Source organism: Rhizobacter sp. Root404 (assembly GCF_001425865.1).
Taxonomy (GTDB): Bacteria; Pseudomonadota; Gammaproteobacteria; order Burkholderiales; family Burkholderiaceae_C; genus LMDS01.
In genome coordinates this window covers 172,178-185,689 of record NZ_LMDS01000001.1, presented here as the reverse complement: position 1 = coordinate 185,689, position 13,512 = coordinate 172,178, and the positions used below count along the sequence as shown (strand labels likewise).

Genomic DNA, 13,512 nt, shown 5'->3' with positions numbered 1-13,512 from the left:
CATGGGCTTCTTCCTAGAGACACTGTTTGGCGGCCTGATGGTCGGCATGCTGTATTCGCTGATCGCGCTCGGCTTCGTGCTGATCTACAAGGCCAGCGGCGTCTTCAACTTCGCGCAGGGCGCGATGGTGCTGTTCGCGGCGCTGGCGATGGCGCGCTTCTACGAGTGGATCCCGAAGTGGTTCGGGTTCGACAACAAGGTGCTGGCCAACGTGCTCGCGTTCGCCGCAGCGGTCGTGATCATGATCGCGGTCGCGTGGTTGATCGAGCGGCTGGTGCTGCGCAAGCTCGTGAACCAGGAGCACATCACGCTGCTGATGGCGACGCTCGGCATCAGCTACTTCCTCGAGGGCTTCGGCCAGACGCTGTTCGGCTCCGACATCTACAAGATCGACGTCGGCATGCCGAAGGACCCGGTGATCGTGCTCGAGAGCGCGCTGCAGGGCGGCGTGCTGATCAACAAGGAAGACCTTTACGCGGCGGCGATCGCCGCGGTGCTGGTCGCGCTGCTGGCGCTGTTCTTCCAGAAGACCGCCACCGGCCGTGCGCTGCGCGCGGTGGCCGACGACCACCAGGCGGCGCAGTCGATCGGCATCCCGCTCGGGCGCATCTGGATCATCGTCTGGTCGGTGGCCGGGGTCGTGGCGCTCGTCGCCGGCGTGATCTGGGGCAGCAAGCTCGGCGTGCAGTTCTCGCTCGCGCTGGTGGCGCTGAAGGCACTGCCGGTCGTGATCCTCGGCGGGCTCACCTCGGTGCCCGGCGCGATCATCGGCGGGCTGATCATCGGCGTCGGCGAGAAGCTCTCCGAGATCTACATCGGACCGATGCTCGGCGGCGGCATCGAGATCTGGTTTGCCTACGTGCTGGCGCTCGTGTTCCTGCTGTTCCGGCCGCAGGGTCTGTTCGGCGAGAAGATCATCGACCGGGTCTGAACGAATCATGCTGTACAGAGAGAACGGACAGTTCAAGTCCACCTACCGCGCGGACCAGCAGATCTTCCCGATCCTGCAGGACCGCGTGGCGATCGCGGCGCTGTTGGCGGTCGCATTCATCGCGGTGCCGATGTTCGCGTCCGAGTACCTGCTGCGCGCGATCTTCGTGCCATTCCTGATCCTGTCGCTGGCGGCCCTCGGCCTGAACATCCTGGTCGGCTACTGCGGTCAGATCTCGCTCGGCACCGGCGCGTTCATGGCGATCGGCGCGTACGCGGCCTACAACTTCCAGGCGCGCATCGAGGGCATGCCGCTGATCTTCTCGCTGCTGCTCGGCGGCGTGTGCAGCACCGCGGTGGGCGTGCTGTTCGGCATTCCGTCGCTGCGCATCAAGGGGCTGTACCTCGCGGTCGCCACGCTGGCCGCGCAGTTCTTCGTCGACTGGGCCTGCCTGCGATTGAAGTGGGTGACCAACGATTCGTCGTCGGGCTCGGTCAGCGTCGCGGGTCTGAACGTGTTCGGCGTGCCGATCGAATCGCCGGCGCACAAGTACCTGTTCTGCCTCGGCTTCCTGGTCGTGTTCGCGCTGCTCGCGAAGAACCTGGTGCGCGGCGCGATCGGCCGCGAGTGGATGGCGATCCGCGACATGGATGTGGCCGCCGCCGTCATCGGCATCCGCCCGGTCTACGCGAAGCTGACCGCGTTCGCGGTGAGCTCGTTCATCGTCGGCGTTGCCGGCGGGCTGTGGGGCTTCATCCACCTCGGCTCGTGGGAGCCCGCGGCATTCAACATCGACCGCTCGTTCCAGCTGCTGTTCATGATCATCATCGGCGGCCTGGGCTCGATCATGGGCAGCTTCTTCGGTGCGGCGTTCATTGTCGTGCTGCCGATCGTCCTGGACGGGCTGCCGTACTGGTTCGGCATCCCGATCGACACCGCGACCGCATCGCACCTGACCTTCATGGTGTTCGGCGCGCTGATCGTCTTCTTCCTGATCGTCGAGCCGCACGGCATCGCGCGGCTGTGGTCGACCGCGAAAGAAAAGCTGCGGCTCTGGCCGTTTCCTCACTGACCCCTTCACCACCGGAGACAGACAAATGAATCATTTGCGTTCTCTCGCGCTCGGCGCGACCCTCCTGGCCGCGGCCACCGGCGCGTTCGCGCAGGCCAAGGAGCAGTTCTTCCCGCTGCTGGCCTACCGCACGGGCCCGTACGCGCCGAACGGCACGCCGTGGGCGAACGGCAAGCAGGACTACATCAAGATGATCAACGCGCGCGACGGCGGCATCAACGGCGTGAAGATCACGTTCGAGGAATGCGAGACCGGCTACGCGACCGACAAGGGCGTCGAGTGCTACGAGCGCCTGAAGAGCCGTCCGGGCGTCACGCTGATCGATCCGCAGGCCACCGGCATCACCTTCGCGCTGACCGACAAGGTCGCCGCTGACAAGATCCCGCTGTTGACCCTCGGCTACGGCCTGTCGGCGTCGCAGGACGGCAACGTGTTCAAGTGGAACTTCCCGCTGATGGGCAGCTACTGGACCGCGGCCGACATGCTGATCCAGCACATCGGCAAGAAGGAAGGCGGCCTGGACAAGCTCAAGGGCAAGAAGATCGCGCTGGTCTACCACGACAGCCCGTTCGGCAAGGAGCCGATCCCGCTGCTGGAAGAGCGCGCCAAGATGCATGGCTTCGAGCTGACCAAGATCCCGGTGACGGCGCCGGGCGTCGAGCAGAAGTCCGCGTGGCTGCAGGTCCGCCAGCAGCGCCCCGACTACGTGCTGCTGTGGGGCTGGGGCGTGATGAACTCGACCGCGCTGAAGGAGGCCCAGGCCACCGGCTACCCGCGCGAGAAGATGTACGGCGTCTGGTGGGCCGGCGCCGAGCCGGACGTGAAGGACGTCGGCGAAGGCGCGAAGGGCTACAACGCACTGAACCTGAACACCTCCGGCCAGAGCCCGAAGGTGATCCAGGACATCCTGAAGTACGTGCACGACAAGGGCCAGGGCACCGGGCCCAAGGAAGAAGTCGGCACCGTGCTGTACACCCGCGGCCTGATCATCCAGATGCTCGGCGTCGAGGCCGTGCGCCGCGCGCAGGAGCGCTTCGGCAAGGGCAAGGTCATGACCGGCGAGCAGGTGCGCTGGGGCCTGGAGAACCTGGCGCTCGACCAGAAGAAGCTCGACGCGCTCGGCTTCTCGGGCGTGATGCGGCCGCTGTCGACCTCGTGCCAGGACCATATGGGCTCGACCTGGGCCCGCGTGCACACCTGGGACGGCGCGAAGTGGGCCTTCAGCTCCGACTGGCTGCAGGCCGACGAGCAGATCATCAAGCCGATGGTGAAGGTGGCGGCGGACAAGTACGCGGGCGAGAAGAAGCTCACCCGTCGCACACCGGCCGATTGCCAGAGCTGAGCTGAGGTCGAGATGGCTGCAGCGAACATCCTTCTGGACGTCAACGGGATCGAGGTGATCTACAACCACGTCATCCTGGTGCTGAAGGGCGTGTCGCTGCAGGTGCCCGAGGGCCGGATCGTCGCGCTGATGGGCGGCAACGGCGCCGGCAAGACGACCACGCTGCGCGCCGTCAGCAACCTGCTGGAGAGCGAACGCGGCGCGGTCACCAAGGGCACGATCCAGCTGCGCGGCGAGCGGATCGAGTCGCTCGGCACCGCCGAGATGGTGAACCGCGGCGTCATCCAGGTGATGGAAGGCCGGCACTGCTTCGCGCACCTGACGATCGAGGAGAACCTGATGACCGGTGCCTACACGCGGCGCGACGGCAAGGGCGGCGTGGCGGCCACGCTGGAGAAGGTCTACACCTACTTCCCGCGGCTCAAGACACGCCGCGCCTCGCAGGCCGCCTACACCTCGGGCGGCGAGCAGCAGATGTGCGCGATCGGCCGGGCGCTGATGGCGAACCCGAAGATGGTGCTGCTCGACGAGCCGTCGATGGGGCTGGCGCCGCAGATCGTCGAAGAGGTGTTCGAGATCGTCAAGGACCTGAACACCCGCGAGGGCGTGACCTTCCTGCTCGCCGAGCAGAACACCAACATGGCGCTTCGCTATTCCGACTACGGCTACATCCTCGAGAACGGCCGCATCGTGATGGACGGCGAGGCCGCCTCGCTGCGCGAGAACGAGGACGTGAAGGAGTTCTACCTCGGCGTCGGCGGCGGCGACCGCAAGAGCTTCCGCGACGTGAAGAGCTACAAGCGCAGGAAGCGCTGGCTCGCCTGAGACGGAGTGACGACGATGGCCCACGCCGACGAAGCCGCCCTCGCCCGCCTGCTGCCGCTGCTGCGCCAGCTGCGCGAGATCAAGGGCCTGCGCGAGATGAAGCCCGGTACCTTCTATCTGAAGGGCAGCGCCTTCATCCATTTCCACGACGAGGCCGGCGCGCTCATCGCCGACCTCAAACGCGCGCGCGGCGGCTTCGACCGCTACCCGGTCGACACGCCGGTCGGCCAGCGCAAACTGCTGGACGACGCCAAGCGCCGCGTCGACCGCGGCGACGACGAATGACGCGACGATGACCCCCATGACGCCGAAAGACGCTCACTACGACGCCCTCGAGACGCGCTCGCCGGAAGTGCGGGAAGCCGCGTTGATGCGCGCGCTGGCCGCGCAGATCGCGCACGCGAAGGCGCACGCGCCGGCGTTCGCCGCGAGCCTGGCGACCATCGATGCGGCCGGGATCACGAGCCGTGAGGCGCTCGCCCGCTTGCCGGTGATCCGCAAGCACGAATTGCTGGAGCGCCAGCGCGACCCGGCCGCGCCCGACCTGTTCGGCGGTTTCGCGGCGTTGGGTTGGGGCGCGACACCGACCGCGCGCCGCGCGCTGCGGGTGTTCGCATCGCCGGGCCCGATCCACGAGCCCGAAGGCAGCGCACCCGACTACTGGCGCATGGCGCGCGCGCTGTTCGCGGCCGGTCTGCGCGAGGGTGAGCTGGTCCACAACACCTTCAGCTACCACTTCACGCCGGCCGGCGCGATGATGGAAAGTGGCGCGTTCGCGCTCGGCTGCACGGTATTTCCGGCCGGCACCGGGCAGACGGAGCAGCAGGTCCACGCGATCGCGGCGATGAAGCCGTCCGCCTACATCGGCACGCCGAGCTTCCTGAAGATCATTCTCGAGAAGGCCGACGAGTCGGGCGTCGCGCTGCCCTCGCTCACGAAGGCGTCGGTCGGCGGCGAGGCCTTCCCGCCGAGCCTGCGCGACTGGATGCTCGCGCGCGGCGTCGACGCCTACCAAAGCTATGGCACGGCCGACCTGGGCCTGGTCGCGTACGAGACCGCGGCGCGCGAGGGGCTGGTGCTCGATGAAGGCGTGATCCTTGAGATCGTGCGGCCCGGCACCGGTGACCCCGTTGCTCCCGGCGAAGTCGGCGAAGTGGTCGTGACGACGCTCAACCCCGGCTACCCGCTGATCCGCTTCGGCACCGGCGACCTGTCGGCGATATTGACGGGCGCCTGCCCGACCGGCCGCACCAACACCCGCATCAAGGGCTGGATGGGCCGCGCCGACCAGACCGCCAAGGTCCGCGGCATGTTCGTGCACCCGGGCCAGGTGGCGGAGATCGTGCGCCGCCAGCCGCTGGCGCGCAAGGCGCGCCTGGTGGTCAGCGGCGAGATGGCGAACGACGCGATGACGCTGCATGTCGAAGTCGATGGCCAGCCCGAGGGCCTGGCCGCCAAACTCGCCGATTCCATGCGCGACATCACCAAGCTGCGCGGCGAAGTGCTGCTGTGCGCGCCCGGCAGCTTGCCGAACGACGGCAAGGTCATCGACGACGCGCGACGCTTCGCGTGAACGCGACGGCGTGACGCAAGTCCTTGCCGAACGCACGGGTTACGTACTTTCCGCGATGGCGTCGCGAGCCGGCTTTCGGACAATCGCGCGGTCGACACACGCTGAAAGCCCATTCCCCATGAAACAACTCCTGATCGCCGGCCTCGTCGCCGCCGTTGCCACATCGGCCTTCGCCGAGTACCCGGACAAGCCGGTCACCATCGTCGTGCCGTTCGCGGCCGGCGGCCCGACTGACAAGGTGGCTCGTGATCTGGCCGAGGCACTGCGCAAGCCGCTCGGCGGCCAGTCGATCATCATCGAGAACGTCGGCGGCGCGGGCGGCACGCTGGGCGCCGCCAAGGTCGCCAAGTCGGCACCGGACGGCTACACGCTGCTGCTGCACCACATCGGCATGAGCACGGCGCCGGCGCTCTATCGCAAGATGACCTATGACACGCTGGGCGACTTCGAGTATGTCGGCATGGTCAACGAGGTGCCGATGACGCTGATCGGCAAGCCCACGCTGCCGGCTGCCAACTACGCCGAACTGGTCAAGTGGATGGAGGCCAACAAGGGCAAGATCAACCTCGCCAACGCCGGGCTTGGCGCCGCCTCGCACCTGTGCGGGCTCCTGTTCCAGAGCACGCTGAAGATCAACATGCAGACGGTGCCGTACAAAGGCACCGGCCCGGCGATGACCGATCTGCTCGGCGGCCAGGTCGACCTGATGTGCGACCAGACGACCAACACGACCAGCCAGATCGCCGCCGGCAGCGTCAAGGCCTATGCGGTCACGACGCCGAAGCGCCTGAGCACGCCCGCACTGAAGAACCTGCCGACGCTCGACGAAGCGGGCCTGAAGGGCTTCAACGTCAGCATCTGGCACGGCATGTACGCGCCCAAGGGCACGCCGAAGGCGGTGGTCGACAAGATCAACGGTGCGCTGCGTACCGCGCTGAAGGACCCCGAGTTCATGAAGCGCGAGGAGGCCCTCGGCGCGGTGATCATCACCGACGCGCGGCTGTCCGGGGACGAGCACAAGAAGTTCGTCGCGTCGGAAATCGCCAAGTGGGGCCCGATCATCAAGGCCGCCGGCGAATACGCCGACTGATCGGTCTCACGGGCGCAGCGTGATCGGGATGGTCACCGGCCCGTCGTTGACGAGCTCGACCTGCATGTCGGCGCCGAACTCGCCCGCAGCCACCTGCGGATGGGCGGCGCGGGCAGTCGCGAGCAGACGCTCGTAGATCGCCCGGCCGAGTTCGGGACCGGCCGCGCCGGTGAAGCTGGGCCGGTTGCCGCCGGACAGATCGGCGGCCAGCGTGAACTGGCTGACGATCAGCAACCCGCCCTGCACGTCGACGACGCTGCGGTTCATCTTGCCCTGGCCGTCCGCGAAGACGCGCAGCTTCAGCAGCTTGGCGATCAGCTTGTCGGCGATCGCGTCGGTGTCGTCCGGTTCGGCGCAGGCCAGGATCAGCAAGCCGTGGCCGATCGCGCCGATCTCCGTGCCACCGACCCGCACGCTCGCGCGCGACACCCGTTGCGCGATTGCGATCACGGCGTGTCCGCCACGTCGTTGAAGTGCGCCTCGACGTCGGACGGCAGCAGCTGGATCGACGCGCGCAGCCCCGGCACCTCGCTCATCAGCGCCTGCTCGACCGTGGTGCGCAGGGCCGCCGCGCGCCCGAGCGACCAGCTCGCCGGCATGTGCATGTGCAGGTCGACGAAGCGACGCTGGCCGGCGCGACGCGTGACCAGGTGGTCGAAGCGGATCGTCGGGTGGTCGAACTGCGCCAGCGTGCGGTCGATCTGCGTACGCACGTCGGGCTCCACGGCGCTGTCCATCAGCCCCTCGATCGAGCGCCAGGCCAGGTGCGCGCCCTCGCGCAGGATGTTCAGCGCCACGCCGATCGCCAGGACCGGGTCCAGCCACAGCCAGCCCGTGAAGTGCACCAGCACCAGACCGGCGACGACGCCGACGGAGGTCCACACGTCGGTGTAGAGGTGGCGCGCGTCGGCCTCGAGCACGATCGAGCGGTGCTCTCGTGACGCGGCCATCATCCGCCAGGCCAGCACGCCGTTCAGCGCCGAACTGGCCACCGCCATACCCAGGCCCCAGCCGAGCGACTGCAGCGGCAGCGGCGCGCTGAACCGGTGAATCGCCGCCCAGATGATCCCGGCGGCCGCGCCGACGATCAGCAGACCTTCGAAGCCGCTCGAGAAATACTCCGCCTTGGTATGGCCGAACGGGTGGTCGTCGTCCGCGGGGCGTTGCGCGATGGTGACCATCGCGAGCGCGAACAGCGCCGATGCGAGGTTGACGAACGACTCCAGCGCGTCCGAGAGCAGGCCGACCGAGTCGGTGACCCACCAGGCCGCCGTCTTCATCGTGATCGTCGCGACCGCCGCCGCGATCGACAGCTTGAGGAGCGTGCGGACCTGCACTCGGTCAGGAGGTCGCGCCGCTGTCCAGGCGCTTGAGCTCCTCGTGCAGGAACTGGCTCGCGAGCATCGTGCGGCCATCGGCGAACTTGACCTGGTACGGCTGCCCGCTCATGCTGGACTTGCTGGCGATGCGCTCGATGAACTCGCGCGCGGTGGTGACTTCCCTGCCCATCGCCTCGAGCTTGCCGCGCAGGAACCTGCCGGCGTCGGCACAGGTGTACTCGGTGCCGTTGCGCACGAACTTCATGTCCTTCTGGGTCTCGACGAAGCGGATCAGCTTCTCGATGCGCGTCTGCTCATGCGCCGCCGGCGCGGCACGCGCAGCACCGAGGGCCAACAGGCTCGTCATGCTCACCAGGAAGTTTCTGCGAAACATGGTGGATCACTCCAGCGTCACCCGCGCGAACTTGCGCTTGCCCACTTGCACCACATAGGTCCCGGCGGCCAGTTTCAAACCCCGGTCGCTGACGACCGAACCATCCACCTTCACGCCGTTGCCGTCGACCAGGCGCAGGGCCTCGCCGGTCGACGCCGCAAGATTAGCCTGTTTCAGCACCGCGCCGATACCCAGAGGAGCCCCTGTCAACGCGACCGCGGCGATCTCGTCCGGCACGCCGCCGCGGGCGCGCAGCTCGAAATCGAGCTCGGCCGCGTCGGCCGCCGCGGCGCCGTGGAAACGCGCGGTCACTTCCTTGGCCAGCTGGACCTTGGCGTCCTTCGGATTGCGGCCATCCTCCACCTCCGCCCGCAGCCGGGCCACCTCGGCCTCCGCGCGGAAGCTCAGCAGGGTGAAGTACTTCCACATCAACACGTCGTTGATCGACAGCAGTTTCGCGAACATCGTGTTCGCCGGCTCGGTGATGCCGATGTAGTTGCCCTTGCTCTTGGACATCTTCTCGACGCCATCCAGACCTTCCAGCAGCGGCATCGTCAGGATGCATTGCGGCTCCTGGCCGTATTCGCTCTGCAACGATCGGCCGACCAGCAGATTGAACTTCTGGTCGGTGCCGCCGAGTTCGAGGTCGCTCTTCAACGCGACCGAGTCGTAGCCCTGCATCAGCGGGTACAGGAATTCGTGGACGCTGATCGGCGTGCCGGCGTTGAAGCGATCGTGGAAGTCGTTGCGCTCCATCATCCGCGCCACCGTGTAGCGCGAGGCGAGCTGGATCATCCCGCGCGCGCCCAGCGGATCGCTCCATTCCGAATTGTAACGAACTTCGGCCCGCTCGATGTCGACGACCAGACTGATCTGATCGAAGTAAGTCTTCGCATTCGCTTCGATCTGCTCGCGGGTCAACGGCGGCCGGGTCGCGTTGCGGCCCGACGGATCGCCGATCATCGAGGTGAAATCGCCGATCAGCGGGATCACGATGTGGCCCAGGTCCTGGAGCTGGCGCAGCTTGTTGAAGACCACCGTGTGACCCAGGTGCAGGTCGGGCGCGGTCGGGTCCAGACCGAACTTGATCCGCAGTGGCACGCCGGTTGCTTCCGACTTGGCGAGCTTGGCCAGCCAGTCGGCCTGCGGCAGCAGTTCGTCACAGCCACGCATCGAGATTGCCAACGCCTCCCGCACCCGATCTGTCACCGGATGCCCGGGGTTTGGCGAAGCGGAGGCAGAAGCTTGACTGGAAGTGGGGGGCATACGGGGCTTTTACGGGGATGGGCGCGCGGTGGGGTCGTTATACTTCGCGGCGGTTCAGGGCCCGCTCCCCGGCATGGCGGATGCGATCTGAACACGGTCCGTGCCCGTCCGGAGTCGGGCGCCACGGATTCTAGTAGAGGCCCTTCGGGGCGGTAGGGACACAACATCGAAGCGCGCGGCCACGCTGCCGTCGCTCGCACCAGGGCACCGGGCCCTCGAATTGAATTGAAATCGTTGGACTCACTCGACCGCGCGCTGGCTGCAGCCGCCACGCGCACCGCCCGTTTCGTCTCGGCGCACCCGCGCGGCCTCTCGGCGGCCGTGATGCTGTCGCTGGCCGGCTTCGGCGTGACGGCGTTCGGCATCGCGCCGATGGCGCCCGACGCGTCTGACATTCCGAAACGACTGGTGACCGAGAGCGTCACGCCGGACGAAATCCAGTCCCAGCTCGACGCGCTGGCGGAGCACGAGTTACAGCTGTATCGCACCGACCTGACCCGCACCAGCGACACGGTCGACAGTTTGCTCAAGCGCCTGAACGTCAGCGACGCCGCTGCGGCGCAGTTCCTGCGCACGGATGCCACGGGCCGGAAGCTTCTCGAGGGCCGCGGCGGCAAGATGGTCCGCGTCCAGACCGACGAGACCGGCACGCTGACCGAGCTGATCGCGCGCTACGCGCCGTCCAATCCGGATCAGCTGGGCACGCATTTCAACCGCCTGACCGTGCGCCTGATCGGCGGCAAGTTGATGGCGATGATCGAGACCGCGCCACTGGCCGCGCAGGTTCGCATGGGCAGCGGCACGATCCATTCGTCCCTGTTCGCGGCGACAGACGAAGCGCGCATTCCCGACAACGTCGCGACCCAGCTGGCCGACGTGTTCTCGACCGATGTCGATTTCCGCCGCCAGCTGCAGAAGGGCGACACCTTCTCGGTGCTGTACGAGGCGCTCACCGCGGATGGCGAGCCCATCACCTGGGGCGTGGCCGGCCGCGTGCTGGCCGCCGACTTCGTCAACAACGGCAAGACCTACTCGGCCGTCTGGTTCAAGGGTGCCGAAGGCAAGGGCGGCTACTATGGCTTCGACGGCCAGAGCAAGAAGCGCGCGTTCCTCGCGAGCCCGATGGAGTTCTCGCGCGTGACCTCGGGCTTCGCGATGCGCATGCACCCGATCCTGAACAGCTGGAAGCAGCACAAGGGCGTCGACTACGGCGCGCCGGCCGGCACGCCGATCCGCGCGGTCGGCGACGGCACGGTCGACTTCGCGGGCTGGCAGAACGGCTACGGCAATGTCGTCGAGATCCGCCACAGTGCGCAGCGCTCGACGCTGTACGCGCACATGAGCCGGATCGACGTCAAGCGCGGCGCCCATGTCGAGCAAGGCCAGCGCATCGGCGCGGTCGGCGCCACCGGCTGGGCGACCGGGCCGCACCTGCACTTCGAAGTCAAGGTCAGCGGCGTGCAGCAAGACCCGATGATCATGGCCAAGGCCTCCGAGGTGATCGAACTCGCGCCGGCGCAGAAGGCCGCGTTTGCGCAGCTCGCGGGCAGCCTGCGCAGCCAGCTCGAGGTCGCCGAATCCGTGGCCCGCTCGGGCGCGTACGCCGAGTAAGCACCGCTTCGCAGGCGCCGGGGCCCGCAATGCGGGCCCTTCGCAATTGGTGGGCACAATCGAGTGATGACCGCGCTCTACATCGGACTGATGTCCGGCACCTCGCTCGACGGCATCGACGGCGTGCTCGTCGACTTCGACGCCACCGAAGGTCCCGCCCCGCAGGTGGCGGCGCATGTGCGTCGGCCGTTCGCTCCCGACCTCGCCGCCGAACTGCTGGCGCTGAACAGCGTCGGCGCGAACGAACTGCACCGCGCCGCCCTCGCCGGCAATGCGTTGGCGCGCGGTTACGCCGACGTGGTCGACGCGCTGCTTCGAGCCAGCGGCACCCCCCGCGAGCGCGTGCGCGCCATCGGCGCGCACGGCCAGACGGTGCGGCACCGCCCGGGCGAGTTCGATGGCACGGGCTACACCCTGCAGCTGAACAGCCCGGCGCTGCTCGCGGAGCTGACCAGGATCGACGTTGTCGCCGACCTGCGCGGCCGCGACGTCGCGGCCGGGGGCCAGGGCGCCCCGCTGGTGCCGGCGTTCCACCGTGCGGTGTTCGGACGCGCCGGCGAGGCGGTCGCCGTGCTGAACCTCGGCGGGATCGCGAACCTGACCGCGCTGCGGACGGACGGCACGACCGTCGGCTTCGACTGCGGGCCGGCGAACGCCCTGCTCGACCATTGGTGCCGCCTGCACACCGGACACCCCTATGACGCCGATGGCGCGTGGGCCGCGAGCGGACACGTCCTGGCACCCCTGCTCGCGAGCCTGCGTACCGAACCCTACTTCGCGCTGCCGCCGCCGAAGAGCACAGGCCGCGATCTGTTCAATCCGGCCTGGCTGCAGGCTCGGCTCGCTGCCGCAGCGCCGGTGGCGCAGGCCGTCGATGTCCAGGCCACGCTGGCAGAGTTGACCGCCGTGAGTTGCGCTGCCGACGTGTCCGCCTGCGCCGGGGCTGCACGCGAACTGCTGGTTTGCGGCGGCGGCGCGTTCAACGGCCACCTCATGCGACGTCTGGCCGCGAACCTGCCGGGCATGGCGGTGATCTCGAGCGACGAACGGGGCCTGCCGCCCGATCAGGTCGAGGCCTGTGCGTTCGCCTGGCTGGCGCACGCGTTCATGCGCCGGGAGCCCGCCAACCTGCCAGCCGTGACGGGCGCGGCCGGGCCACGGCTGCTGGGCGCGCTGTACCCTGCGTGATGCGCAGGACAAGCCGGTACGGCGGCCAGCAAAAAGCCGCCCGAAGGCGGCTTTGACGACCACGCGCGGTCGGTGCTCAGGCCGAGAAGCTCGAGCCGCAGCCGCAGGTGGTCGTCGCGTTCGGGTTCTTGATCACGAACTGGGCGCCTTGCAGGTCGTCCTTGTAGTCGATCTCCGCGCCGGCCAGGTACTGCAGGCTCATCGCGTCGATCAACAGCGTGACGCCGTTCTTGCTCATCTGCGTGTCGTCGTCGTTGACGATCTCGTCGAAGGTGAAGCCGTACTGGAAGCCCGAACAACCGCCGCCCTGCACGAAGACGCGCAGCTTGAGTTCGGGGTTGCCTTCCTCGTCGACCAGTTCCTTGACCTTGTTGGCGGCGCTGTCGGTGAAGACCAACGGCACCGGCGGCTCGTCCATCGAGGCGAGGGCGGTAGTGTCTTGAATTCTTTCGGCGGTTGCGCTCATGGCAAAACTCCTGCGGCGATATGCCGATGCACGTGATTATCCCGGATTCGACGCCGCCAGCTTGAGGCCGGGCCTTTCCGCGGCGCCCAGCGGGCGCAGTTCACCATCAATGGTGGCGCCCTGGTGCATTTCAAGCACCTCGTAGCGGACGTCACCGGCGATCTGGGCCTTGGGTTGCAATTCGAGCAGTTCCGTGGAGCGGATCGGGCCGTTCACTTGGCCGTTGACGATCACATGGCCACCGCTGACCTTGCCGGTCACGCGGGCTTTCTCGCTGATCACGAGGATGCTCGGACCATCGCCGAGCGCGGTCACGTCGCCGACGACTTCGCCATCGATCCGCAGCCCGTCGGTGAATCTCAATTCGCCCTGGATCAGGGTGCCCTCGCCGACCAGCGTGCGGATCGGCGGCTGCTTTTTCTTACCGAACATCGA

General features: G+C 67.7%; 15 protein-coding genes. 9 read left to right on the top strand and 6 right to left on the bottom strand.

The genetic code is table 11. The features are described from left to right. Window position 1 precedes the first annotated feature (1 nt). From ASC76_RS00945 to ASC76_RS00915, 7 genes are all read left to right on the top strand, one after another. The gene (locus tag ASC76_RS00945) at window positions 2-931 is read left to right on the top strand and encodes a branched-chain amino acid ABC transporter permease (protein WP_056461067.1); all 930 of its coding nucleotides are present in this window, start codon (window positions 2-4) and stop codon (window positions 929-931) included. Between the two features lie 7 nt (window positions 932-938). Continuing rightward, on the top strand, window positions 939-2,003 hold the full coding sequence (locus tag ASC76_RS00940) for a branched-chain amino acid ABC transporter permease (RefSeq protein ID WP_056461064.1): 1,065 nt from the start codon (window positions 939-941) through the stop codon (window positions 2,001-2,003). A 25-nt stretch (window positions 2,004-2,028) separates the two neighbouring features. Further along, on the top strand, window positions 2,029-3,345 hold the full coding sequence (locus ASC76_RS00935) for an ABC transporter substrate-binding protein (protein WP_056461061.1): 1,317 nt from the start codon (window positions 2,029-2,031) through the stop codon (window positions 3,343-3,345). 12 nt (window positions 3,346-3,357) lie between these two features. Then, complete coding sequence (locus ASC76_RS00930; protein WP_056461058.1) at window positions 3,358-4,170, top strand: ABC transporter ATP-binding protein; 813 nt, start codon at window positions 3,358-3,360, stop codon at window positions 4,168-4,170. 15 nt (window positions 4,171-4,185) lie between these two features. After that, window positions 4,186-4,455, top strand: a complete 270-nt coding sequence (locus ASC76_RS00925) for a hypothetical protein (protein WP_056461055.1) — start codon at window positions 4,186-4,188, stop codon at window positions 4,453-4,455. Window positions 4,456-4,471: 16 nt separating this feature from the next. Further along, window positions 4,472-5,743, top strand: a complete 1,272-nt coding sequence (locus ASC76_RS00920; RefSeq protein WP_056461052.1) for a phenylacetate--CoA ligase family protein — start codon at window positions 4,472-4,474, stop codon at window positions 5,741-5,743. Window positions 5,744-5,861: 118 nt separating this feature from the next. Next, a complete protein-coding gene (locus tag ASC76_RS00915) occupies window positions 5,862-6,833 on the top strand; it encodes a tripartite tricarboxylate transporter substrate-binding protein (RefSeq protein WP_056461049.1) in 972 nt (323 codons plus the stop codon). Window positions 6,834-6,839: 6 nt separating this feature from the next. Here the strand turns inward: ASC76_RS00915 and dtd are convergent, their stop codons facing one another. From dtd to tyrS, 4 genes are read right to left on the bottom strand one after another with little or no spacing between them, the layout of a single operon-like run. Beyond that, a complete protein-coding gene (dtd, locus tag ASC76_RS00910) occupies window positions 6,840-7,283 on the bottom strand; it encodes a D-aminoacyl-tRNA deacylase (RefSeq protein ID WP_056461046.1) in 444 nt (147 codons plus the stop codon). Continuing rightward, complete coding sequence (locus ASC76_RS00905; RefSeq protein WP_256364439.1) at window positions 7,280-8,170, bottom strand: cation diffusion facilitator family transporter; 891 nt, start codon at window positions 8,168-8,170, stop codon at window positions 7,280-7,282. The genes dtd and ASC76_RS00905 overlap by 4 nt, the downstream gene beginning before the upstream one ends. A 4-nt stretch (window positions 8,171-8,174) precedes the next feature. Beyond that, complete coding sequence (locus ASC76_RS00900; RefSeq protein ID WP_157615183.1) at window positions 8,175-8,546, bottom strand: DUF5329 domain-containing protein; 372 nt, start codon at window positions 8,544-8,546, stop codon at window positions 8,175-8,177. Window positions 8,547-8,552: 6 nt separating this feature from the next. After that, the gene (tyrS, locus tag ASC76_RS00895; RefSeq protein WP_056461036.1) at window positions 8,553-9,812 is read right to left on the bottom strand and encodes a tyrosine--tRNA ligase; all 1,260 of its coding nucleotides are present in this window, start codon (window positions 9,810-9,812) and stop codon (window positions 8,553-8,555) included. A gap of 234 nt (window positions 9,813-10,046) precedes the next feature. Here tyrS and ASC76_RS00890 point away from each other — a divergent pair, with 234 nt between their 5' ends. Both ASC76_RS00890 and ASC76_RS00885 read left to right on the top strand, forming a co-directional pair. After that, window positions 10,047-11,423: a M23 family metallopeptidase gene (locus tag ASC76_RS00890; protein WP_235580296.1), complete on the top strand. Its 1,377-nt coding sequence runs from the start codon at window positions 10,047-10,049 to the stop codon at window positions 11,421-11,423. Window positions 11,424-11,486: 63 nt separating this feature from the next. Beyond that, complete coding sequence (locus ASC76_RS00885; RefSeq protein ID WP_200947080.1) at window positions 11,487-12,611, top strand: anhydro-N-acetylmuramic acid kinase; 1,125 nt, start codon at window positions 11,487-11,489, stop codon at window positions 12,609-12,611. A gap of 76 nt (window positions 12,612-12,687) precedes the next feature. On the opposite strand, the gene erpA is transcribed toward ASC76_RS00885, so the two are convergent. Next, complete coding sequence (gene erpA / locus ASC76_RS00880) at window positions 12,688-13,077, bottom strand: iron-sulfur cluster insertion protein ErpA (protein WP_056461030.1); 390 nt, start codon at window positions 13,075-13,077, stop codon at window positions 12,688-12,690. Window positions 13,078-13,113: 36 nt separating this feature from the next. Then, complete coding sequence (locus ASC76_RS00875; RefSeq protein WP_056461027.1) at window positions 13,114-13,509, bottom strand: polymer-forming cytoskeletal protein; 396 nt, start codon at window positions 13,507-13,509, stop codon at window positions 13,114-13,116. Between the last annotated feature and the right edge of the window lie 3 nt (window positions 13,510-13,512).